The 23,146-nt window shown below is 47.4% G+C and carries 21 protein-coding genes and 1 pseudogene; 9 read left to right on the forward strand and 13 right to left on the reverse strand.

Annotation, left to right across the window (positions count from 1 at the left end):
• Positions 1-397: 397 nt before the first annotated feature.
• Positions 398-2,197, forward strand: a complete 1,800-nt coding sequence (locus MKY98_RS20800; protein WP_069012638.1) for a M4 family metallopeptidase — start codon at positions 398-400, stop codon at positions 2,195-2,197.
• A 130-nt stretch (positions 2,198-2,327) separates the two neighbouring features.
• Here MKY98_RS20800 and MKY98_RS20805 read toward each other — a convergent pair whose 3' ends face one another.
• Both MKY98_RS20805 and MKY98_RS20810 read right to left on the reverse strand, forming a co-directional pair.
• Complete coding sequence (locus MKY98_RS20805) at positions 2,328-3,110, reverse strand: WIAG-tail domain (protein WP_029518270.1); 783 nt, start codon at positions 3,108-3,110, stop codon at positions 2,328-2,330.
• A gap of 113 nt (positions 3,111-3,223) precedes the next feature.
• Positions 3,224-4,387, reverse strand: coding sequence for a glycosyltransferase family 4 protein (locus tag MKY98_RS20810; RefSeq protein ID WP_029518269.1), 1,164 nt, complete (start codon positions 4,385-4,387; stop codon positions 3,224-3,226).
• Positions 4,388-4,591: 204 nt separating this feature from the next.
• Here MKY98_RS20810 and MKY98_RS20815 point away from each other — a divergent pair, with 204 nt between their 5' ends.
• Both MKY98_RS20815 and asd read left to right on the forward strand, forming a co-directional pair.
• On the forward strand, positions 4,592-5,719 hold the full coding sequence (locus MKY98_RS20815; RefSeq protein ID WP_029518268.1) for a YheC/YheD family endospore coat-associated protein: 1,128 nt from the start codon (positions 4,592-4,594) through the stop codon (positions 5,717-5,719).
• 88 nt (positions 5,720-5,807) lie between these two features.
• Positions 5,808-6,605, forward strand: coding sequence for an archaetidylserine decarboxylase (asd, locus tag MKY98_RS20820; protein WP_029518267.1), 798 nt, complete (start codon positions 5,808-5,810; stop codon positions 6,603-6,605).
• Between the two features lie 187 nt (positions 6,606-6,792).
• On the opposite strand, the gene MKY98_RS20825 is transcribed toward asd, so the two are convergent.
• Positions 6,793-7,578 carry a helix-turn-helix domain-containing protein gene (locus MKY98_RS20825; protein WP_069012637.1) on the reverse strand — a complete coding sequence of 262 codons (786 nt, stop codon included), beginning with the start codon at positions 7,576-7,578 and terminating at the stop codon, positions 6,793-6,795.
• A 180-nt stretch (positions 7,579-7,758) separates the two neighbouring features.
• Between MKY98_RS20825 and MKY98_RS20830 the strand changes: the two genes are divergently transcribed.
• Positions 7,759-9,057: an aminotransferase class I/II-fold pyridoxal phosphate-dependent enzyme gene (locus MKY98_RS20830; protein ID WP_069012636.1), complete on the forward strand. Its 1,299-nt coding sequence runs from the start codon at positions 7,759-7,761 to the stop codon at positions 9,055-9,057.
• 101 nt (positions 9,058-9,158) lie between these two features.
• Here the strand turns inward: MKY98_RS20830 and MKY98_RS20835 are convergent, their stop codons facing one another.
• Positions 9,159-10,436 carry a sensor histidine kinase gene (locus MKY98_RS20835; protein ID WP_029518264.1) on the reverse strand — a complete coding sequence of 426 codons (1,278 nt, stop codon included), beginning with the start codon at positions 10,434-10,436 and terminating at the stop codon, positions 9,159-9,161.
• A gap of 206 nt (positions 10,437-10,642) precedes the next feature.
• Between MKY98_RS20835 and MKY98_RS20840 the strand changes: the two genes are divergently transcribed.
• Positions 10,643-10,759 (forward strand): hypothetical protein, encoded by a 117-nt coding sequence (locus MKY98_RS20840; RefSeq protein WP_023990126.1) that lies wholly within the window; start codon positions 10,643-10,645, stop codon positions 10,757-10,759.
• 111 nt (positions 10,760-10,870) lie between these two features.
• Here MKY98_RS20840 and MKY98_RS20845 read toward each other — a convergent pair whose 3' ends face one another.
• The 5 genes from MKY98_RS20845 to MKY98_RS20865 form a co-directional block, all read right to left on the reverse strand.
• Positions 10,871-12,094, reverse strand: a complete 1,224-nt coding sequence (locus tag MKY98_RS20845) for an ABC transporter permease (protein WP_069012635.1) — start codon at positions 12,092-12,094, stop codon at positions 10,871-10,873.
• A 2-nt stretch (positions 12,095-12,096) separates the two neighbouring features.
• The gene (locus MKY98_RS20850; RefSeq protein WP_013311782.1) at positions 12,097-12,843 is read right to left on the reverse strand and encodes an ABC transporter ATP-binding protein; all 747 of its coding nucleotides are present in this window, start codon (positions 12,841-12,843) and stop codon (positions 12,097-12,099) included.
• A gap of 18 nt (positions 12,844-12,861) precedes the next feature.
• Complete coding sequence (locus tag MKY98_RS20855; RefSeq protein ID WP_029518262.1) at positions 12,862-14,253, reverse strand: DEAD/DEAH box helicase; 1,392 nt, start codon at positions 14,251-14,253, stop codon at positions 12,862-12,864.
• 122 nt (positions 14,254-14,375) lie between these two features.
• Positions 14,376-15,155, reverse strand: coding sequence for an SDR family NAD(P)-dependent oxidoreductase (locus MKY98_RS20860; protein WP_069012634.1), 780 nt, complete (start codon positions 15,153-15,155; stop codon positions 14,376-14,378).
• A gap of 39 nt (positions 15,156-15,194) precedes the next feature.
• Positions 15,195-15,653 carry a chemotaxis protein CheX gene (locus MKY98_RS20865; protein WP_029518260.1) on the reverse strand — a complete coding sequence of 153 codons (459 nt, stop codon included), beginning with the start codon at positions 15,651-15,653 and terminating at the stop codon, positions 15,195-15,197.
• A 429-nt stretch (positions 15,654-16,082) separates the two neighbouring features.
• On the opposite strand from MKY98_RS20865, the gene MKY98_RS20870 reads away from it, so the two are divergent.
• The 3 genes from MKY98_RS20870 to MKY98_RS20880 all read left to right on the forward strand — a co-directional run bounded on the left by MKY98_RS20870 (position 16,083) and on the right by MKY98_RS20880 (position 18,751).
• The gene (locus MKY98_RS20870; RefSeq protein ID WP_023990132.1) at positions 16,083-16,985 is read left to right on the forward strand and encodes a LysR family transcriptional regulator; all 903 of its coding nucleotides are present in this window, start codon (positions 16,083-16,085) and stop codon (positions 16,983-16,985) included.
• Between the two features lie 60 nt (positions 16,986-17,045).
• Positions 17,046-17,855 carry a histidinol-phosphatase gene (locus MKY98_RS20875; protein ID WP_069012633.1) on the forward strand — a complete coding sequence of 270 codons (810 nt, stop codon included), beginning with the start codon at positions 17,046-17,048 and terminating at the stop codon, positions 17,853-17,855.
• Between the two features lie 155 nt (positions 17,856-18,010).
• A complete protein-coding gene (locus MKY98_RS20880) occupies positions 18,011-18,751 on the forward strand; it encodes a GTP pyrophosphokinase (RefSeq protein WP_069012632.1) in 741 nt (246 codons plus the stop codon).
• A gap of 37 nt (positions 18,752-18,788) precedes the next feature.
• Here the strand turns inward: MKY98_RS20880 and MKY98_RS20885 are convergent.
• A pseudogene (locus MKY98_RS20885) lies at positions 18,789-19,259 on the reverse strand (alpha/beta fold hydrolase); the annotation flags it as partial.
• Between the two features lie 157 nt (positions 19,260-19,416).
• Here MKY98_RS20885 and MKY98_RS20890 point away from each other — a divergent pair.
• Entirely contained in the window at positions 19,417-20,295 is an 879-nt protein-coding gene (locus MKY98_RS20890; protein ID WP_069012631.1) for an NAD-dependent epimerase/dehydratase family protein, read from the forward strand.
• Positions 20,296-20,647: 352 nt separating this feature from the next.
• On the opposite strand, the gene MKY98_RS20895 is transcribed toward MKY98_RS20890, so the two are convergent.
• From MKY98_RS20895 to MKY98_RS20905, 3 genes are all read right to left on the reverse strand, one after another.
• Entirely contained in the window at positions 20,648-21,256 is a 609-nt protein-coding gene (locus MKY98_RS20895) for a GNAT family N-acetyltransferase (protein ID WP_069012630.1), read from the reverse strand.
• Positions 21,257-21,307: 51 nt separating this feature from the next.
• Positions 21,308-22,048 carry a metallophosphoesterase family protein gene (locus MKY98_RS20900; protein ID WP_069012629.1) on the reverse strand — a complete coding sequence of 247 codons (741 nt, stop codon included), beginning with the start codon at positions 22,046-22,048 and terminating at the stop codon, positions 21,308-21,310.
• 104 nt (positions 22,049-22,152) lie between these two features.
• A complete protein-coding gene (locus MKY98_RS20905) occupies positions 22,153-23,097 on the reverse strand; it encodes a metallophosphoesterase (RefSeq protein WP_069012628.1) in 945 nt (314 codons plus the stop codon).
• Positions 23,098-23,146: the final 49 nt, after the last annotated feature.

Genomic DNA, 23,146 nt, shown 5'->3' on the forward strand with positions numbered 1-23,146 from the left:
CTCATACAATGGACGAAAAAATAGGGGTGCAGTGTACAAGTCTGCGCCCCTTCCCCCCTTATTTATGGCGTCCCCTCAAAGGGGCGCCCTTTTCATATTCATAGAGTCCCTCCGATCATTTTCGACTAAATAAGACAAATAAACCGTAAATCAGGGACTAAAGATTCATTTTGGGGTATTTTGTAAAATTAATCTTCTCGTTCGACAACCTCTGTGCTAATATCAGAGCCGAGACGATGAAATTGCAAAAAAAATAAACCTTAATATTTTACATAAAGTCATTTTTATCCAGCCTCTTCACGTTTCAAAGGAGCAACAAGACTTACATATATGACGCTAGGCTTCTGCAAACAGGGTGTTTTTTACCCCAACATTAATTAAGGAGAGTGAGTATGAATTGAAAAAAGTATGGGTTTCACTTCTAGGAGGAGCTATGTTATTAGGGGCCATTGCGCCTGGAGCCTCCGCAGCTGAAAATTCTGTTCCCGATCCGACTCAGTTTACGCCAACATTCCAAACGGTGAACTGGAAGTCTCCTTCAACGGTAACAGGCGACAATCTGGTCTGGAGCTTTTTAAATCGACAACAAAAAACATTATTGAGTCTGGACGATACCCACATCGGTTCCCATGTGCGCGAGCAATTTCGTATCGTGGATCGCACCAGTGACAAATTTGGTACAAAGCATTATCGGTTAAAACAATATGTAGACGGAATTCCCGTATTTGGAGCCGAACAGACCATCCATGTGAACAAGTCTGGTCAAATCACCTCTTATTTGGGAGCTGTCATTTCAGAAAATCAACAAGCCGATGCTAAAGAAAATACAACTCCAAAAATCAGTGCTACTGAGGCTGTATATACCGCTTATAAAGATGCAGCTATACGGGTTCAGTCTCTCCCTTCCTCCGCCCCAATCGTTCCTGAACCTTACGAGGGTACAAGTAGTGTAAGTAAAGACACTTACGGAACAGCATCTAACAATGAATTTTCAATCTCTGTTGATAAGGACTCCTTGGATTTGGATAAAGCAGCTGAACTGGAGAACAGTACATTGGAAGTGGTAGAGCCTGCATCCTCTATTCCCAAGATTGCAAATCTGGAACCAAGCGTGGACCCTACAGCAGAACTGTACATCTATCCCGATGGAGACTCCACACGTCTCGTCTATGTAACCGAAGTTAATACTCTACAGCCCACTCTGCTGCGCACACGTTACTTTATTGACGCTAATGACGGAAAAATCGTATTCAAGTATGACATTCTTAACGAAGTGATCGGCACAGGGCGCGGTGTATTCGGCGATACCAAAACATTTGAAACCACAGTCTCGGGCAAGAAGTATCAACTAAAGGATACGACTCGTGGTAAAGGAATCCTAACTTATAACGTCCACAACACCGAGACGCTCCCCGGCACCCTGTATACAGATTCCGATAACGTATGGGAAGATCCTGCTGCGGTGGATGCCCACGCTTACGCTATCCGCACTTACGATTATTACAAGGATAGATTTGGACGCGACAGCATTGACGGGCATGGCATGGCTATCGCTTCGGCAGTCCATTACGGCGCAAAGAACTACAATAATGCCCACTGGGGTGGCACTCACATGCTTTACGGAGACGGAGACGGCACGTTATTTGCCCCTTTTAGCAGCGATCTTGAAATTGTTGCCCATGAGCTGACACACGGTGTAACCGAGCATTCATCAGGGCTCGTGTATTTCGCTGAATCTGGTGCATTAAGTGAAGCCATCTCAGATATTATAGGCAACGACATTGAGCGTACCAATTGGGATTTCGGCAAAGTCGCTTATACTCCTAATATTAAGGGCGACGCCATTCGCTCCCTTTCCGATCCTGCCAAATACGGTCAAGTCGATCACTACAGCAATCTCTATCCTGATCCTAACAACGAGGATTATGGTGGAGCCCATATTAATAGTGGCATTATTAATAAAGCCTACTATCTACTGGCACAAGGAGGCACCTTCCATGGTGTCAAGGTAGATGGAATCGGACGTGATGCAGCCGTATATATTTATTATAATGCCTTCACCAATTATCTGACTTCTACGTCTAACTTCTCCACCGCGCGTGCCGCTGTTATCCAAGCGGCCAAAGATAGTTATGGTGAAAATTCAATAGCCGTAACCTCTGCTATGAAGTCTTTTGACGCTGTAGGTGTGAGATAAGTGAAATAATACAAACTTCCCCGATATTACAAGTCTACCCCCTTCCCTTTTATGTATACGGCGTCCCACTATGGGACGCCTTTTTTCTAGTATAAAGTTGATTATGGACACTTATATTCCTGGCTTCTTATTATTGCCCCATCGCAATCCAAAGGACCAACCCTTCACATATCGGTCCCGAGTGTATGCGTTCCACAGTAAGTACTACCGAATGCCTCTGACGTTGTGTGACGGATACCATCACTCCCGGTATACTCGCATTGGCAGTGATTACATATTGTGTATCTATAAATGGCTTCTCAAATACAACGCTCACTTCGCCCCTATCTGCCCGTGCGGGTAGGTGAAAAGAAATGCTCCCATATTGTGGTGAAGCTATATGATCGTCAGAAGCCTCGTCACTGGTCGCTGATCCATCGTGAATGGCATTCAAGTCTAATTCTTCTTTCTCCGTATCGAAGGCTAGATCGATATCTTGCTCAGGCAAGATCACACGCTGCTTTGGGCGGTGTCTTCCTTCCGCAATGTGAATACTGGTTATGGAACAATCCAGTAATGAATCTTGCTCTGCCTGATCTTCCGTCGTAATAGACGGTTTATCGTTATCCATCCTGCATTCCGTATCTGACTCAGGCACAGACAACAGCAGTACAGATGCTCGATTCATCTGCATCGCTTCCTCTAGCGTTTTGGGAAGCTTATGCTTCTTCCACGCCGCTTCCTCTACAGCTTGAACGGAGGTATCCTTCTCTACAGGGGCAGGAACCGTTGCCGTCCCGCGCTGGCTCGGTCTAGGACTGCCGGAAGTCGAAGCCGCTTTTTCCTTGTTAACACGGCGGGAGGGAACCGCATTGGAAGGGTTACGTCGCGCTGTTCTTTTATCCTTAGGGCTATGGTTCGTACGATGGTTCATGGTGACCGCTCCTTTGGCACAGGAGTGAACCAGCGGTCGCTCCGCTTCATTCACCCGGCTGGGTATCATGGCTAATGCCTATAAGATAACCTATGCGCGTAACAGCGCCTGCGTCACTCCGTTGCGCAGTCCGTTATGATTTGTGCCCAGCGTTGTGCTGAGTGCTGCCACAAAAATCGTCTCCGTACCTCGCCAAGTCCGGCTTCTCCCATCCGTCGTCGCAAGTCAGGTTGCTGGAGCAGCCTGATGATGGCATCGGCCATTTCCTGCTCACCGTGAGACGGATACACAAGCCAGCCTGTCTCGCCGTGTTGTACTACCTCTGGAATACCGCCGATTCGTGAAGCGACCACCGGCACTCCTGCTGCCATAGCTTCCAGATTGACCAGCCCGAAGGCCTCATCCTTCACTGAAGGAACAACAGTCACATCGGCTAGCTGATATAGCGAGGCCAATGCTGGATGCGGAACATAGTCTAGGAATTGCACATGCTTCCCCAACCTTAGTTTACGCACCTGCCGATGCAACGACGCCGTATACGGCGTGAGGCGGTCATGCCCGTAATAGGCACTACCTGCAATGAGCAGCAGTACGCCCGGGCAGGCGCGGACGACATGCCGCAGGGCCTTGAGCAGCCGGTGAACGCCCTTCCCTGGCATCAGTCTGCCCGCAAATAATACGATTTGGCGGCCTGACCAGCCGAAATCGTCCAATCGCGCCGACCTGGCCGCTTCTGCTGCTGGAGTCCACCGTGGCAGGAAATCGCCAGGATGGATACCCAGCTTGTTTACGACGATGCGTTTCCTGACTGCTTCGGAACAGTCAGAAGCTACGATTGCTCCCAAATACGCACTGTTCACAATAATGCGATCCATTGATGCCAGTAGCCTACCCATGTCCTTCCGTTCAAGGTGAGGCTCCCGGATGAACGTGGTCGAATGCAAAGTCAGCACAACTCGGCTATTGGGCAAAGCCTCGCGAATGGCATACGCAACTGCCGGGCGGTTGTGTACATCTACTACCGCTGGTGACCATCTCTTTAAATCGGCAATCACCTCAGAAATATAACCTGCTCCCCGCGTAAAACGCATACAGGGAATTCCGTCGACATCGCCATGATCCGATGCCTCTGCTCCCTTTATGCCATAGATCTGCGCCTGAAGCTCATGACTAGCCAGCGGTACCATGCGGGCAATTACCCGCTCCACAGAACTGCTGCGGGGCGAAGGTATAACAAAGGAGCCCGGTGTAACAACTGCTACCTTCGGCCTCTGCATCACCACACCTACTTTCTGACCTTATTCCAACACTCTGCAACACTCATCTTGTATCATATCGTCTGCCTCCCTGAAAGGTGCCTCGCTTCTAACTTTGGGCTTACCGCAAGGCTAGCGTCCATGCCTGGCCGATCTTTGATACATATGATGGACTACAATCACAGTATGATCAGTTGGAGTGCTACAAGGAGGGCGGACATACTCATGTTGCATGTCGGCGTCATGCTCAACCCGGCAACCTACCGGGGCATTCCCGCCATGAGGACGCGATATGAATCCATCGCCAATTACGAGGACGCCGGGTTAAGCTACGAGCTCATCCCCTGCTTTCTTCGTCTGGAGGATATTCATATAGCGACCGGAACATGCCGGGCTTTTGTTAAACACGGCAACGAGTATCGGCAAATGACTCTTCCGTTGCCGCCGGTCATCCACAATCGGACTCTCTATCGGCAAAATGAAAATGCTAGAGATATCAACAAGCTTGTACAAAAGGGATACTATATTTTTAATGAACAAAACCGTTTCCCCAAAGACCATATACATGCAATTCTGCAGGAAGACCCTCTGCTACGCATCCACCTCCCCAAAACCTTGCAAGGCAACCTTTCCTCCATCCATACCTTAATGGAGGAAACCGGAGATGTTGTCATTAAACCCAGTAGCGGTAGCGTGGGTAGAGGAATTATGCGTCTGCGGCATTCCCGCGGAGGCTGGACTTTGCAATGTGCACATCCTTCTATACCTGAGCGTTGGTCCACACTACGTTTGCATGTCGGAGAACTCCCGTTATTTCTACACAAACGACTGCTGCATGTGCCTCATATCGTACAGGAAACCATACCGCTTGCTTTGTACAACAATCGTCCGTTTGATATCCGTGTGACGGTTCAGCGCGGATATGGCGGTATCTGGGGTGTGACAGGCATGTTCGCTAAAATTGCTCCTTCCCACACCTTTGTCTCCAATGTGGCACAGGGGGGTACGGCCCGTTCCTTACTGGAGGTGTTATCACAAACAGAGACGGTTCAGACTTCGAACGCAGTCCGGCTGATGAATGAACTGGAGCGGCTCTCGTTACAAATCGTGCACCGACTGGCACAAACCCTTCCCCGTCTCGCCGATGTCGGTCTGGATCTGGGAATTACCCGTGAAGGCAAGATTGTTTTTATCGAATGCAACGGTCGTGACCAGCGCTATGGCTTCAGCCAGGCTGGCATGCACAATGTCTGGAAAGAAACATACACTCAGCCGATGGCTTACGCTCGTTGGCTTCTCGAACGGATGCCTTCGTCAGATACCGAACGTTCACCAGGCCGTCCACTGTATTGATTTACGTCACATTCTGTGTCAATATAGTTCAGAGCGGCCGGACAGGTTCCGGCCAAGACGGCTCGGAAATGAACAAGGGGGATCTGTAATGGCAAAACAGTGGCTGCGGCTCATGACGGAGCTATCATCGCGCAAGTGGGTGTGCCGGATTGTGGGCTCCTTCGCGCAAAGCGGTGCAAGCCGACTTTTTATCCCCACCTTTATACGTACGTACCAGATCCAGACGCATGAGGCTGAACAGGAATGGAAGGAATACCGTTCTCTGAACGCCTATTTTACACGCAAATTAAAAGCGGGCATGCGCCCGATTGATACGAACGCCGAGGTGATGACCAGTCCGGTGGATGCACGGATTACTTTCACTGGCCCAATTACGTCCGGCACTCTTTTGAATGTCAAAGGGCAGGACTATACGCTGGAAGAGCTTCTTAACCGCTCTCCGCGTCTTGAAAAATACACACACGGCTATGCTTTTGTACTCTATCTCAGCCCGACGGATTATCATCGCATTCATGCACCAGTATCCGGTACGCTGGTAGAAAAAGAGCATCTGCGCGGCAAGGTATACCCAGTGAATGACTTCGGCTTGCAGCATATGCGAGCAGTTCTTAGCCGCAATGAACGACAGATTACGTACATCGCCCACGAATACGGTGAGGTGGCGGTCGTTAAGGTTGGCGCAATGAATGTGAGTAGCATCAAATATACGGATGATAAAGCCGTCTCATGGACAAAAGGAGACGATCTCGCCTATTTCGAATTTGGGTCAACCGTCGTTTTGCTAACTGAGAACGGTACGTTTGAGCCAGACCCCGCATTGAAGCTGGGGGATGTGGTGAAAATGGGACAACGTCTGGGTTGCTTTCGACATGATCCCAAAGCATAAGTGAATATATCATAACAGGATTATAGCTACACATATGAGCATTGGGATCGAATGATATAAATTGCTCATATAAAAAAGGACCCGGCGTAATGGCTCGGGTCCTTTTTTTGGAATTTATCCTTTATATTTGTCATGCGTTACTCCCATTATGCCTAAATCCGAAACAGCTTGTCCACCGTCTATAACATTACCGGATCTCAGACGGACTTTTCCCCGTGTATTGCTTGAATTGGCGGCTGAAAAAAAAGATGTCACGATACCCCAAAGCCTCTGCCACCTCGGTCACATTCATTCCCGCATGCAGCAGTAGATGCTGTGCACGCTCAATCCGCATGCTGATAATATGAGATTGCGCGGAAACACCTAGCAGCTCCTTGAATTTAATCGAAAAATAACGCGGTGACAGCCCTGCCCGTGCAGCTAAATCCTCGACGCGATGAGGAAGTCCCGGATGCTGACGCACGTAGTTGGCCGTTTCCCGAATGACCTCGGTGAGCTGGTTACTGGCCTGTTGCTCCTGCGGCTCCTTACGGTCCGCACGCAGCAGATGAATCATCAGTTGTTTTAGAATCAGCTTGCCTTCCTCGTCAGCTCCGTAAGCACGCTCCAGGCGCAGTCGAACGTACCTGGCAAGCATATGCTCTACCTCGAACGTTTCCTCCAGCATACGGTAGCTTGCAGGGACTAGCTCTGGTTGTTCGATGAGATCAAAATGAATATAGGTAAGTATGAGCGGCTTTTGCGGGTTATGTGTGGCACGGGTATCATCCCCCGGCTTGAACAGGAAGCAACTCCCCTTGCTCACCGGATACGATGTTCCGTTTAAGACCACTGTTCCTTCTCCGCTCCATACATAGAATAAATCATAGTTTGGCATCGGCTTCTCGCGTACCTGCCATTTCCAGCCCGGCTCGCACACAATTTTGGCGAAGGCCGACAACAGGATAAACGATGACGCAGATGTATCCAGCAAAATCTGCACCTCCTCTTGTTAATCTTTGGTTGTCCTCTATCCCGTTAATTTATAATATAAGCTCAGCGCCTTCATTAAGCAAAAAAATGCGTTTTTATGCTCCCAGATGCTTTTGCGTGACGCTTACCGTGTGTGATGCTATAATATGTAATCAAAATGACTTGGAAGGATGAAACGGGAATGAATCCACTGGCAGCGCAGTTAAACCAAAACATTCAGACAGGCAACGAGCATGTATATCAAATGCTTTCTCTTTTAGGGAAAGAAATTTATTTCCCAAAAGAGGGGATTTTGAGTCAATCCGCAGAAGCCGGGAAGCTTGCTAAAAAGTACAACGCCACGATTGGTATTGCTACGGAAGGTAACGGTCCTATGCATTTGGAGGTCATTCAGGAGAAGCTGTCCGCTTACAATCCCAAGGATTTATACCCTTACGCACCCCCTGCGGGCAAACCTGAACTTCGTAGTGTATGGCGTGACAAAATGCTGAAGGAAAACCCTTCATTGGCTGGAAAAGGTTATGGCCTTCCCGTAGTTACGAACGCGCTGACCCATGGTTTGAGCATCGTTGCCGACCTGTTCACGGATGAAGGGGACGCTGTCATTTACCCAGACAAAAACTGGGAAAACTATGAGCTGACTTTCGGTATTCGCCGTCATGGACGTTTGGTGAATTTCCCGTTGTTCACAGAGGATCAACGTTTTAATAGTGAAGGATTACGCGAGGCGCTACTGGCACAGAAAGAATACGGCAAAGCAATCGTTGTGCTGAACTTCCCGAATAACCCGACGGGCTACACACCGGGAGTCGAAGAGGGTAAAGCGATTGTTGCTGCCATTCAGGAAGCCGCAGAAGCAGGCATCAATGTCGTAGTTGTGACGGATGACGCTTATTTTGGTCTGTTCTTCGAGGACTCCCTGCATGAATCACTATTCGGTCAGTTAGCTGGACTTCATCCGAGAATTCTACCCGTCAAAATTGACGGAGCTACCAAAGAAGAATTCGTTTGGGGCTTCCGTGTCGGATTTATTACCTTTGCTTCGGAACATCAGGATGTACTGAGCGCACTGGAACAAAAAACATTAGGGATTATTCGGGCAACGATTTCGAGCGGTCCTCACCCATCTCAAACCTTCGTCCTGGATGCCCTCAAATCACCCGATTTTGCACAACAGAAAAATGAAAAGTTCCAAATTATGAAGGGGCGGGCTAATAAAGTCAAAGCGTTGCTCGATAGTGGAAAATACGGAGATGTATGGAGCTACTATCCTTTCAATTCGGGTTATTTTATGTGCCTTAAGCTGAACGGCTTGTCCGCTGAACGACTGCGCACACATTTGCTGGAACAATATGGGGTAGGAACAATTGCGCTGGGTGAATATGATCTCCGAATCGCATTCTCATGTATCGAGGAAGAGTATCTGGAAGACCTGTATGACATTGTTTACCGTGGCGCACAAGATTTGTTGAACGCATAATATGTAACAGATTCAATATAGCATCATTAGCGGTATGCCGGATGTTGTGGCATACCGCTTTTTAATGGGCTGAACCATTGTAAGTCACACTTCGAAACAAACTATCCTTCAGCAGCGAGCATTGATTCTTGTGCGAGTGGCAGCAGGATGACTACCTCCGTTCCGACTCCGGGCTCACTCTCATAGTGTATACTTCCGTTCATGGCTTCAATGATTCGAAAGGAGACGACCGTTCCCAGTCCCGTTCCTACCTCTTTGGTTGAAAAAAACAAAGTACCCACTCGCTCCAGATGCTCCTGACTCATGCCTTTTCCTGTATCCCTAATATGCAGACATGCCTTCTCTTCCTGAATCGCCAGCTTTATGTATACCCTGCCTCCATCATCCGCAGCTTCGATCGCATTTTTCGTCACATGTATTAACGCCTGTAACAGCTGATTACGATCCATATGTACGTATATTTCATTCCTTAGCTCAGTATACAGTCTTACGCCTTGCTTGGTCGCCATCGGTTTCAAAAGCAAAACAATCTGTTGAACCATGCCAGACAGATCCATCAGCTCTGTGTTCCCAATCTGCGGTCTGGATAAGTTCAGATAGTCGCTAATAATTCTTTCAGCCCGATCGACCTCTGCTAGTGCCAAAGCAATATATCTGCGATTTTTCCCTTCTAGCCCTGACTGAACCATTTGCAAGAACCCTTTAATAACGGTCAATGGATTCCGTACTTCATGAGCCATAGAGGCAGCCAGTTCACCTAACGTATTCAGATGCTCAGCATATTTAATCTTTCTTCTCATTTCTTCCCGTTCCAAACTAAACTCCATCCAGAAAGAGGAGGCTCCAATGCTTAGGAATTGAATCATACCGAACCAGAGTATTGCCCGGATCAGCTCGATCTCATCCTTATCTAGCCTTCCATTGACCCAGGAATGTATTAACAGAAATATAAACATGGCAATACTGGTCCATATACTCATTAGCATATTCATGCCCACCCGAAGCAATATACTATTGAGCTGCATAAACTTTTTTCTCACCAAGAGAGGCCCCAAATAACACAACATCATGCTGGGAAAACTCACCACTATAGACTCAGGATCTATATACATACGAGCCATCACCATCAACGTTATATTCAGAAGCCCTGCCTTAGGACCAAAATATAAAACAGAAAGGATCAGAGGAACATATCGAAGATCCCAAAATAGTCCATACCAAATATACGAAAACATAAGGCAAAGCACAGAAGACACACCCAGCACCCCTCCCATAAGCAACGGGGTATGTTTCATATGCCGATGATCTGACAAAGCGCTATATACCAATAACGGTACAAACACAAGAAATATGTTCACGAGCAGCTTATCTATCAGCATCTCGTCTTTCCCACTTTCCAAGTGATAATGATTACGTACTTCTTCTATTCTCGACAATACGTGTCTTTTCCTCTCTCCTCCCCTACATCTGATGAAAAATATAAGGCGATTCAGCAACATACCTGAGCAATGGCCCACGCAATCTGAAAATCCACTTCATAAGATACGATGTATCCTTTATCACAATGACCGAGAGGAGAATGAGCATGGGAGCAGAAGAAACAAGAGGCGGTTACGGTGGTTACGGCGCATTCACAAGCACAGGAACAATTCTGGTACTGTTCATTTTATTAGTTATCATCAGCAAAACGATCTTTATATAAGCTGACGGATATCTGCACCCACGGCTATGATAGCAGTACAAAAAAAGGCTAATTCGCAAGCAGCAAGTGCTGCCTGCGAATTAGCCTTTACTTTATTCACATAGATACAAATCACACTTCTTCTTCATCCTGACCGTCCAAACGCCATTTTTTGGCTTGAGCGCCTCGTAGCAGGAACACTACTGCAACTCCCCCAAGCAACGTGAGCAGTGTAGACAGTAGATCTTCCGTTCCCTTTGCCAGAAAAGGAAGCCACAGAACCACAGCAGCCGGCAACGTCAACCGAACAACAAAGTCGAGAAAAGACGCACGACGACTATGCGCAGGAATCGGATACAACTGAAGCCATAACGAATCCTTGTGATACTGCCTTAGTGAAGTGACCTGTACACCAATGAGGAATATGAAAAATAAATATACTGCAATACCAATCCAACTAGCATGGGTGATATATATAATTAACAACCCCAGAATCCCGAGCCGAATGACAATACCTGCTGGCTCTGTGCGCAGGAACGTCTTAAACAGCAGATAACGATACGCTCCCCTTCTGTTCCAAGGTATGTTACCTCCCAACCAGGATAGCCAACGGCGCGGCGTCACTCTCTGCGTAAGGGCGGGCACATCGACAAACCAGCCCAAAGTGCGCATCACCCGAGCAGCCTGCATACCCTCTGTACGAATCAGCTTTTCCCAAGCCACTAGCAGCTTGACCGGAAAACGCAGAACAAGCACGTACACCACACCGACCAATATGATAAATGGTACGCTGTGTAGTGGAGGCTGCCATAGCCATGCGGCTACCATCAGCACAGCCAACACCCACCGAAGCAGACGATAGCCTATACTCCCGCCAATCGATACCATACGAAGCTCTTGCCAGCCGCCGTAGCTGAATAGCAGCTTTAATAGCACGAACAGTAGCAGGGTCAGTAGCAACGGCTTAGGCGCGGAATCACTGCGAATATACAGCGGCCACACGATAATAGACAGCAATAGCAAACCGAATATTTTATACACCACACCCCGAATCCGGCTGGCCTTAAAATAATAGTGCATTGCGTACTCCTGTGGACGGAGAAAAACAATATCCGCTGCGTTTAAATACGTACGAAAGCTCGCATGAGCAATCGGAATAGCCACAATAAGCATGATCCAGCGGATGGGCAAATCCGGTGGAGTATGCATTAGTAGCGACGTGTACCATGCGGCAAAGGCAATCAGTGCAAAGCCGAACACCACCGCCAGACCGCTCTGAATGACATAGCCCAGATAAGGCAACACCTGTCCCCAGAACGCTACACGTCTTTCTTTATGCAGACGTTGCAAATCCATGCTCATTCCCTGCCCTGTACCAGCTCATAAAATGCATCTTCCAGCGGCATGCCCGGCTTACCCGCCTGTGCTGTCACTTCGTCCAGCGTACCCTGCGCAATGATGGCACCCTGATGAAGTACAATGAAACGATCGCAATAATTTTCAATCGTGGACAAAATATGAGAACTGAGTAGAATGGACGAACCCGAACGCTTCATCTCTAACATAAAGTCAAGCAGGGAACGAATACCAAGCGGGTCCAAACCCAAAAAAGGTTCATCTATGACATACAACGGCGGTCCCGCTAAAAATGCACACATAATCATCACTTTCTGGCGCATCCCTTTAGACAGGTGCATCGACATACTTCCACTTTTATCCCGCATACGGAACAAGTCCAGCATTTGATCACTGCGTGTGCGGAAATCTGCTTCGCTAACTCCGTACGCTCTGGCCGTGAATTCCATATGCTCCATCACCGTCATTTCAGGATACAGCTCTGGAGATTCAGGTACAAAAGCAATGGCTCCCTGATATTCCTCGGGATTTTCATCCTGCTTATGCCCCTGCACACGAATTTCTCCGGCCTGCGGTGTCATCAGGCCCAAAATATGCTTCATGGTCGTACTTTTCCCGGCCCCGTTCAGACCAATCAGTCCTACCATTTCGCCCGGTTTCACATCCAGCGAAATCTGATGCAACACCGGGCGCTTGGCGCTATATCCGCCGGTCAGTCCGTTAATTTGCAACACAGGCTGTTGTTCCATGGCTCCCCCTCTTCTCCCTTACTCGTTCGGTTTTGATCCTTTTTCCTTCAGCCATCTTGGTGCACCCTTGTTTTTGCGATCACGCTCGCGCTGTGCTTTTCCTGCTTTGGACAAGGCTGCACCTTTGCTCTTGCCTGGAGCTGAACCGTTCGCGGAATTCCTGCCAGGACGTCCGTTTTCGGCACGAACAGGTGCCTTTCGGTCCTCCGCCGATGCTCCGTTAGATAAGGATCTAGCCTCGGAGGGTCTTACAGGTGCACGCTTGGCATCCGCCGGACGCGGCACAACTACTCGACCTCCATGCAACGCACGCTCTGCGATGTCAATGCCCAGTTCACGGGAGAACTTACGCATGATGAACGTTTCACGGTCAGTGACAACCGATGCCACCAATCCTTTGCGTCCCATCCGTCCTGTCCGTCCTGCACGGTGAACATAAGCTTGACTATCCGTAGCCGGATCAAAATGAATAACCATTTCAAGGCCCTCAATATCCAGACCACGGGCTGCCACATCCGAAGCGACCAGCACTTTGAGCTTGTCCTCACGGAATCGGGCCAACACATTGCTACGCGTGACTTTATCCGCATCTCCATACAAGGATGCCGTAGTCAGCCCCATATGCTTGAGCTTGGCCTCAATCTCCCCGATGGCATTGGTTGTATTCACGAACACCAGCGCTTTTCTCGGATTAAAATGACGTACCAGACGGCGCAGCATATCCACCTTATCCCGTTCTTCAGATACAAAGTAATAGTGTTCCAGTCCACTGGCCGTCTTCTGGTCGGGATCAATCCCAATTTCTACGTATTCACGCATCTCCCGTTTCGCCAGCGACTGAATCTCGTCGTTCAGCGTTGCGGACAGGAATACCAATTGACGATCGCGTTGGGCGGTGCCCAATATATTGGTTACATCGCCTGCTCCGCCGAGCTGGAACATCTGATCCACCTCATCGATAACAATGGCTGTAATATTGTGCATTTTCAACTTTTTTGAAGCGATGAGTTCCCGTACACGTCCTGGTGTGCCCACGACAAGCTGTGGATGATCCTTGAGCTTTTCGATTTGACGTTTGATAGCCGCCCCACCAATCAGACCGAGTACACGGATTCCGCGATGCTCTCCGTAGCGTTGACCCTCACGTACAATTTGCATGGCCAGTTCCTGGCTTGGAGCTAGTATCAGCTTTTGCGTAGCCTTTTTCTGCGGATCAATCGCTTGCAACAGCGGCAGCAAATAAGCCAGTGTCTTGCCTGTGCCAGTTTGTGAGCGCGCCAATACATGCTTTCCCTTCATTATTTCCGGTATAGCCTCTGCCTGAACTGGCGAAGGCTGTGTAATTTCATGCTCAGTCAGTTTGTCCAACAGATCCTGTTCAACGCCGAGCGATTCAAAATTCAATGTCATGAAAAGGTCCAACCCCTATACGTAAATTCGTTACTCTCCATTATATGCGAAAATTCCTCTGTTACCAAATCACAAAAATAAAAGATGTCCCTCACCATAGCTAATGGCTTACGGGACATCTTTTATTTCTTATTCATCACACCATGACCCAGCCTATCGGTCAGTCTGGGAGCTAATTGATAAAGCTTGAGAAAAGGAGATACCCACCGTGGCAGATTAACCTCCTCCTTGCGAAGCTCCATCGCTCTTACAATATGCCGTGCCACCTTATCAGGTTGTAGCATAAACCAGCTTACATTTCGAACATATCCTCCTGAAGGATCTGCCAACTCAAAAAACGGTGTGTCGATCGGCCCCGGATTAATCGTCGTTACAGTCACTCCACTCCCGCGCAGCTCTTGCCGGAGCGCATTGCTGAAACCGAGCAAAGCATGCTTCGTCGCCGTGTAAGAAGACGATTTGGCTGTCCCGATTTTCCCGGCCATTGATGCTACATTGACAATCTGTCCAAGGCCCCGCTCTGTCATTTGTGGCAGAAACGCCTTGATGCAGCGAACAACACCCATGTAGTTCACGTCCATCATTTGTTCAAACTCCGTCAGGTCGGTTTCATTAAAATACTCAAACTTTCCGTAGCCCGCATTGTTAAGTAATATATCGACCCGTCCGTACTGTTCCAATACTCGTGCAGCAACAGCCTCTACCTGCTCCTGGCGGGTGACGTCCAGTTGGATAAGCTCATGTCTGCCGCTGATTCCAGCAGATACTTGCTTCAGTCGCTCCTGCGAGCGTGCTGTTAAAATAGGAATCGCGCCCTTTTCGCTTAACAACTGAGCGCAAAGGGCGCCAATCCCACTAGATGCACCTGTAATCACAACTATCTTGTCCTGTAGTATACTCACGCTCATCCCTCCACATTAAAGAAACTTGCTCCTTTAATATTAAGAGATCATCACCTGAATATCCAGCTCACCGATTCCTTCCACCGTGAGCGGAATATAAAGGGCACGCTGAGGCACAAAAGTGGTCAAGTTTTCTGATTTCATGACCTGCGGAGGCGTAATATCCACGACAATTCCCTGACTGGACAAAATCGTACTGGCATTACCACTAATCATATTGCCCAATTCTGAAATTGCGCTTTTTCCCATCTCATCAATTTCAGTCAACACAAATCCGCCCATCATCGCTGATACCATACGTAGCGCCACCTGTTCATTCAGGCCGAACACAATATTTCCGCTAAGCTGTCCGGTCATCCCGATCATAATCCAGATGTGGTCGTCCACCAGCTCGACATTTTTCACACCAAGATTTCCGGATGAAGGAGATACTTGGATCAATTGTTCAATGACCCGTCGCGCCGACTCCAAAAAAGGATTTATCACTTCTGCCTTCACGATCAAAGCGCCCCTTTACGATGGGCTTTTAGACACACAACAAAAGTCCCATTTAAATTAGAATTTTTTAATTAAATATTACTGTAAAACGAATCGATCCTCATTAAAATGCTCTCTATATCACTTATCGACAGCTACCCGGTAATTTTTTATAGCTAAACCACAAAAAATGTGAATAATGTCCTATATCTTTACTTCTTACCGGTTTTAGATTGATTATTTTTGAAGGATATCAGGACTTTAGTCTTTATTTCCCAATATACCACACTTTAAGGTGCTCTGCTTCGATTCATTGCCCTTCCTGCTCGAATAACCTATAATTTAATGAAATAAAGCATAACGACGGTTTTACATATGAACCTATGGATTGGCTAAAAATATTCATTCTATACAGCTGCGATAAGATTAAGAAAAGAGAGGAGGAACTTCATGAACATCAGTCAACTCGAAACACTTATCATGATTTCCAAAACGATGAGCTTCCGCAAAGCCGGAGAACTTCTCAATTTGACGCAGCCGGCGGTGTCCGCCCAAATTAAAAGTCTAGAGGATGAGTTCAAAACCATCCTGATTGACCGCAACCAGCCTGTCACCCTGACCGACCGGGGAGCTGTTTTTTTGGAACATGCCGAGCGCATATTAGAGGTTGTTGAGGAATTAAGACAAAAATTGTACGATCTAAACGAAACACCACAGGGTCACATTGCGCTGGGTACCACAACATCCATCGCTATTCAAATTTTACCGCGCGTGCTTTCCTACTTTCAGGATCAGTTCCCTCTCATCAAAACCTCCATTCAATCCATGGCTTCCTCCATGATTTATCAGCAGGTGGAGAACGGACTTATTGATGTTGGCATCGGCTATCTGATCGAACGTAATCCTAATTTAAGCACTTCGGTTCTGTATTACGATTCCTTTGAGCTAGTCGTGTCTCCTACTCATCCGCTGGCTTCACAACCACATGCTACCATTGAAGCCCTTCGGGAAATTCCGCTGATTCTGCTCTCTCCTGATACGGTGGGACGAAAATTCGTAGACGATGTATTTAAAAAGCACCAAATCGTGCCTCATGTCGTGATTGAGTTGTCCAGCAGTGAGGAAGTCAAACGGATGGTCGAAATTAATCTCGGTGCGGCCATTATTTCCAGACTATCGGTCACTTCTGAACTGCGTGCAGGCACATTAAAAATGATCCATATTCCTGAGCTGGAAGTTAGTCATCCGGTAGGAGTGATTTATAAATCCGGCCGATATCTAAACTCAGCCATGCAGCAATTTTTAAGTGATCTGAAGGGGATGCCGGAGACGAATTTCACCAGTTCTGAATAACGTAATTCGCTATGAACAACATACGCAATATAAACCCTGATTACGAAAGGAAGACAGGCTATGAAATTTGATCTGCACACCCATCATTTCCGCTGCGGTCATGCAGACGGAAACATTCGAGATTACATTGAAGCAGGCATTCAGTCGGGCTTACAAGCGATTGGTATTTCGGACCATTCCCCTTTCCTGGGCAGCGAACAGGATCAGGCTTTTCCTAAAATTTATATGGCCAAATCACAGCTTGCTGAATACGTAGAAGAGGTACAACAGCTTAAAAAAGAATACGAAGGCCGTATTGACGTGCTCCTCGGATTGGAAACGGATTATTTTCCTGATTTTGCTGAATTATATCGTTCCACTCTGGCTCCTTATCCATTTGATTATCTCATTGGGTCGATTCACAATGTCGAAGGGGACAGCATTTTTAACCGTAACCGTTGGAACAAATTAAGCGACGCTCGTAAAATCGAGGTCAAACAAGCCTACTATGCGCTCATTCAGGAATCTGCGCGAAGCGGCATGTTTCAGATTTTAGGCCATATTGACGCAATGAAGGGGAACTTTCCAGCCTTTTCAGACATTCCTGCTGATGAAGCCATTGATGAAACCTTGCAGGTAATTGCGCAATCCAATGTGGCGATTGAAATTAACACTTCGGGTAAAACCAAACTGAGTGGCGGATGGTACCCGTCTGCTTCTATTTTAGAAAGAGCGCACCATTTTGGTGTGGAGGTTACTTTTGGTTCGGATGCCCATAAACCTTCGCGGGTAGGCGATGACTGGGAAGAAGTAAAGGCAATGCTGAAGGATATCGGCTTCCGGGAATGGGTCTATTTTAAAGAAAAACGTAAAATTTCTGTGGCGCTTTAAAATTCAAGGTGGGAATTGCCTCTCCGCAAATCATTTGATCTTACGAACGCTGCTGCAATGGAATTGTTGGGGATTGTAATTTATAAGGTAATAATTCCATTGCAAAGGCGAATGCTTAGCAAGATTATGACATCTATGTGTGAGGAGAATTACATATGCACTTGGAAGATCCTATGGACAAATTTAAAAAGCTAAAGCATGACATCACGCGATTTATGCTAATCTATAAATTTGCGCTCGACGAAATGGAAACCAAGATTGAAATATTAAAGCAGGAATTTCAGGCATTACACGATTACAGCCCTATTGAGCATACCAAATCACGCCTTAAATCTCCTGAGAGCATCATGAATAAAATGATTCGTAAACATAGCGAGTTATCGCTGGATGCTATCAAAGATCATATCAAGGATATCGCCGGCTTGCGTATTACTTGCTCTTTTATTTCTGATATTTATGATGTCAGTAACATGCTTCAGAGACAAAGTGACTTGAAGGTACTGGAAATTAAGGATTACATCAAGAACCCCAAGCCGAACGGTTACCAGAGCCTGCATTTGCTGGTTCAAGTTCCTGTATTCATGTCGGATTGTGAGGAGCTAGTCTGCGTAGAAGTGCAAATTCGAACCATTGCGATGGATTTCTGGGCCAGCCTGGAGCATAAAATCTTTTATAAATACAACCAGGCTGTTCCCGAAAGTCTGACACGTGAATTAAAGAACGCAGCAGACTCCGCTAATGCGCTAGATCTTCAAATGGAGCGACTGCATCGTGAAATTAAGGAGATTAAAGACGCTAGAGGTGAAGAGGACTCCATGGAGGAGCTTCGGAAGATTATGATTAATAATCAGCAAATTACGGTGCCGGTCAATTTCTTGAAGCTTCTAGGAGAGTAAGATTAGGCGGTGCTCCACCGCTATGCGATTGATTGGTTCAACGAATCGCATGTTTGTTCAAAAATGAAAGAATAGAGTCATTGATTAAGATCGGCTTCTCTCTAAGCATGTGCGGTCGATGACTACAACCCGGAACAATTAGATAACGTGAGTCTTGGGCCCTTGAGCATAATTCCAGGAGTTGCTCTTCTGTGGCGAAATCGTCATGTTCACCCGCGATAAATAATGCAGGGCACGTAATGCTACTTAACTCACTACGTGTCAATTGCGGATATTGGCGCCAATCCTGTGCGCTCTGACGCATAAATTCTTGCCAGTTCCCCTGATGTGCCTCCTCATGCCGTTCCATCATTTGATGGATCATTTCATAACGTTCGTTTTTGATGAGCCACTCTGGTTCGAATTCATCTGCCCCCTCAGGACATGCGACTCCACTACAGCCTATGGTCGTAACGGTGGCGAACATTTGAGGGTGCTTCACCGCACAATATAAAGCCACATTGCCTCCGCAGCTGTACCCATTTTTTCGTAAACATTTCTAAATCCTGAATCTCTACGTATGGCATATGATCCTCCTTTTTTTCATTGCGTCCTGTATCTTTTACATTCATTAGTCCGTCTATCTTAATATAAATGAAAACCATTCTAGGAGGAGTGATGTAAGTATGAAAAAGATACTTGTACTGGGTGGAACGCGTTTTTTTGGCAAGAGACTGGTGGAACGTCTGCTAGAGAGTTCCGAGAACTCCGTTACCATCCTCACACGGGGCCAAGCAAGCGATTCGTTTGGTGACCGCGTTCAGCGGATCTGTGCAGACCGTACCGACCCGCAAGCGCTCGCTGAGGCCGTAGGTGAGCAAGTGTGGGACGTTGTTTATGATAATATTTGCTTTTCCCCAGATGAAGCCAGCGAAGCCTGCCGCATTTTTGATGCTAAAGCCAAGAGGTATATTGTGACCTCCAGCCTATCCGTCTATGATTCGAGCCCGGAAGTGCTGACAGAGAGCATCTTTGACCCTCAGGCTTACCCGGTTCGCAAGGGCGGGAAGGACGATTTTACATATCAGGAGGCTAAACGGCAGGCAGAAGCAGTTTTTATGCAGCAAGCTACATTTCCTGTAGTTGCTGTTCGTTTTCCGATTGTATTGGGGACAGACGATTATACGAAAAGACTTCATTTTCATATCGAACATGTTCGTGAAGGAATAGAATTCGGAGTACCTAATGCCGCAGCACAAATCTCATTTATTCGTTCCGATGAAGCCGCAGATTTTCTGTTTTGGCTTGGTCACACTCCTTTTACAGGTCCTGTAAATGCTTGCTCCAACGGTACAGTGAGGATTGGGGAGATCATTTCGATCATTGAGCAGGTAACTGGAAAACAAGCTGTGATGAAAGAAAAAACAGCAGACGAGCACATGTCTCCATTTGGTATTACACAATCGTGGTACATGGATACGTCCAAAGCCCAGTCAGAGGGGTACTCATTTCTCTCCCTAAATGAATGGCTTCCAGAGCTGATAACCAGCCTGACCCGTTCCTAAAAACCATAAAAAAAAGGGGACCCGAAGCTTCGGGTCCCAGCAATATATATATGATTCAAAGGGGGTCATGTTTATGTTGTACCCACTCTATGTTAAAGTAACTTTGCAGTTATATTTCATTTTTGTAACAAATTGAAATATAACTGAGCACAGCCAAGGCAAGAAGGCTACTCGCTTCCGCAGAAATAGAGAAGGCACTACTATAGGATAACAAAAAAAGAGGACCCGAATGATCGGGTCCCAGCAACATATATTATTCAAAAGGGGGTCATGTCTGTATTGTACCCGTCCTGTGTTAGAGTTGTTTTGCAGTTATATTTCATCTTTGTAACAAAATATTCCAATGTTATTTCTACGCATAATCCCCTTGGGTCAGCGAAAATACCAATACACTCGGCACCTCTCCTGAGGGATCATAGGCACCAATGGTACGCAGCAGACGCATCTTATTTTTAATAAGCACGCGCATGGAAGCCTGATTATCCGCTTGGCAACGACTTTCGATCCGCTGGAGCTTCAAAGATCCGAAACCAAAATTCAGCATTTCTCCTACCACTTCTGTAGCCAGCCCCTGTCCCCAAAAAGGACGATCCAGAATATAGCCCAATTGCGCCTCACCCGTTCTTTCATTCCATTGCTGAAAAGAGACGATACCGAGCAACGGTGAAGAGGTAAGCTCATTGGATTCACTAAGTAGATTGCTTTCTTCTGTATTTCTCGGATGCCATTCCACCGCAAAATGCAGGGAATCTAGTGAATCGGAAGAAATTTTAATTTGCGCAACCAGACGCCGCATTCGTGCATAGACTGGCTTGCGAATTCGATTCACATATTGGATCACCAATGGATCGGATAGGATCCGTTCCAGCGCGGGATAATCCTCCGTTCTTAGCTGGCGCAATCGGACTCGACGGGTGTAAAGCTCTGGTAGCCCAAGACGAAGCATTTCTCTGGTCAGCACAATGTTCCCTCCTGCGGATGGATTGGCTTTTAGAAATGAATGTTTCCATACTTAATCCATGTCCTGAATCCCGCGGTAAATTCCTGTACGCAGCTCTCGAATATAATACGGCAAAGAAGGCACATCAGCTTCCTCCGCTTGTTTTACCGCCAGTTCTATATCATAAGGTACACGTACAAAATGAATGGAGAAGGACGTAGGCTGCTCCTCTCCCATCTCCCCCTCTAAAATGCAGTAGGAAGCCTGCGTAACATCCAACGGATTCCCGACACTGCCGACGTTAAAAAGTGTTTTCCCCTGAAAATGCTGGATAAAAGCATTGTGCACATCACCATATCCCACAACATCCGGAGCAAAAGCAACTTTTCCATTTTCTTCTGCTAACGGATCGAACATGGCAAGCCGTTTTTCCGGCTCATCCCATGGCTGCACACGGTGATACACACTTTGCGGCGAGGCATGCACCAGACGGATACGGCGTCCGCTCATTCTGAAATCATAATGAAACGGTAACTGTGCCAAATACTGCACTCGTTCTGCCCCCAAGCGCTCGGCTTGCCAGCTAAAATTGAGATCATCCGTAATACTGACCAGCTCATCCCAATTCCCCCGCACTACCACTTCACAACGTTGACGGACAGCATCCAGTACCTCGCTCGGGCTAGGCCCTTTGCCGATCAGATCCCCCAAACAAAACACACGGCTAATGCCTCGGGAAGCAATATCCTCCAGCACCGCCTCACAGGCAGGCCAATTGCCATGAATATCTGAAATGACAGCAATACGATCCATCTGAACCTCACTCCTTTGTCCGAAACGACTACATCTCTACACTACATTCAAGCCATCTTTATGTAGTTCCAAACTATATGACGAAGATGAAAAAAAATCATGGCCTATTGGCCAGATTTTAGCGTAATGACACTAAGCTCCGGCCTGCACAGCACGCGAATCGGCAAATGTGTCATGCCAATGCCTCGGCTAACATATAGCGGCATTCTCTCCGTTCCCACATGAAATAATCCCTGGATGTACTTGCGTCCACCCGGAGGCGGCATTGGCGCTCCAATGACCGGCAAGCGTACCTGTCCTCCATGCGTATGCCCCGACAATTGAAGATCAAAGGACATTTGCGCCGCCACATCTGCATAGTCCGGCTCATGCATCAGCAGGAGCTTGCACATCTCATCAGGTAGTCCGTGGATGGCACGCTGCGGATTGGGCTTGCCCATAATGTTATCCTCTAAACCGACCATGGCTACACGCTGCCCCGCGCGCTCTACAATCGCATGCTCGTTTCTCAGCAACGTAAACCCGGTTTTCGGATACAATTCCTGTACTCCGGCGGGTAAGCCTCTATAATCATGATTGCCCAGAATAGCAAATTTGCCAAGTGTGGCGTGCATAGAAGCCATAACTGGAACAGCAGCCTTCATGGATACTGCATAGTCATCCACAATATCGCCTGTAAAACAGAGCAAATCTGGCTTCAGACCTGCTATCCGGTCCGCAAGCTCGCGTAAATCCTGCTCATCCATGTGAAAACCCAAGTGCACATCACTAAAATGTACGACCCTGATTCCGTCAAAAGCAGACGGAAGACGAGGGATAGACAAGTTGAAGCGTGTAATTTCCAAATGATTAGGCTCCCATAAGGAAGCATATCCTCCAGCTAGAAGCGCGGTTCCGGCTGTGGCTAAAGCCGCTTTTTTCAAAAAATGGCGGCGCGAAGGATTGGCTGGTTCATTTGAAACGGAACGCCGCGAAGAACCGGGAGGGATAGCGGCCCCCTGATGCGGGCCATCCTGACTCTCGCGGCGGGTGTGCGGCGTCTTCTCCATATGCGTTCCCCCTTGCGATCTATTCCTTGATCTCACTTATTCGAATTCT

Origin of the sequence: Paenibacillus sp. FSL M8-0228 (assembly GCF_038007385.1) — a bacterium.
GTDB lineage: Bacteria > Bacillota > Bacilli > Paenibacillales > Paenibacillaceae > Paenibacillus > Paenibacillus polymyxa_D.

Coding starts and splice junctions, on each gene's coding strand:
- MKY98_RS20805 (WP_029518270.1), bottom strand. CDS start 3,110: ATGAACCATCGTACGAACCATAGCCCTAAGGATAAAAGAACAGCGCGA.
- MKY98_RS20810 (WP_029518269.1), bottom strand. CDS start 4,387: ATGCAGAGGCCGAAGGTAGCAGTTGTTACACCGGGCTCCTTTGTTATA.
- MKY98_RS20815 (WP_029518268.1), top strand. CDS start 4,592: ATGTTGCATGTCGGCGTCATGCTCAACCCGGCAACCTACCGGGGCATT.
- asd (WP_029518267.1), top strand. CDS start 5,808: ATGGCAAAACAGTGGCTGCGGCTCATGACGGAGCTATCATCGCGCAAG.
- MKY98_RS20830 (WP_069012636.1), top strand. CDS start 7,759: ATGAATCCACTGGCAGCGCAGTTAAACCAAAACATTCAGACAGGCAAC.
- MKY98_RS20835 (WP_029518264.1), bottom strand. CDS start 10,436: ATGCTGATAGATAAGCTGCTCGTGAACATATTTCTTGTGTTTGTACCG.
- MKY98_RS20840 (WP_023990126.1), top strand. CDS start 10,643: ATGGGAGCAGAAGAAACAAGAGGCGGTTACGGTGGTTACGGCGCATTC.
- MKY98_RS20845 (WP_069012635.1), bottom strand. CDS start 12,094: ATGGATTTGCAACGTCTGCATAAAGAAAGACGTGTAGCGTTCTGGGGA.
- MKY98_RS20850 (WP_013311782.1), bottom strand. CDS start 12,843: ATGGAACAACAGCCTGTGTTGCAAATTAACGGACTGACCGGCGGATAT.
- MKY98_RS20855 (WP_029518262.1), bottom strand. CDS start 14,253: ATGACATTGAATTTTGAATCGCTCGGCGTTGAACAGGATCTGTTGGAC.
- MKY98_RS20870 (WP_023990132.1), top strand. CDS start 16,083: ATGAACATCAGTCAACTCGAAACACTTATCATGATTTCCAAAACGATG.
- MKY98_RS20875 (WP_069012633.1), top strand. CDS start 17,046: ATGAAATTTGATCTGCACACCCATCATTTCCGCTGCGGTCATGCAGAC.
- MKY98_RS20880 (WP_069012632.1), top strand. CDS start 18,011: ATGCACTTGGAAGATCCTATGGACAAATTTAAAAAGCTAAAGCATGAC.
- MKY98_RS20890 (WP_069012631.1), top strand. CDS start 19,417: ATGAAAAAGATACTTGTACTGGGTGGAACGCGTTTTTTTGGCAAGAGA.
- MKY98_RS20900 (WP_069012629.1), bottom strand. CDS start 22,048: ATGGATCGTATTGCTGTCATTTCAGATATTCATGGCAATTGGCCTGCC.
- MKY98_RS20905 (WP_069012628.1), bottom strand. CDS start 23,097: ATGGAGAAGACGCCGCACACCCGCCGCGAGAGTCAGGATGGCCCGCAT.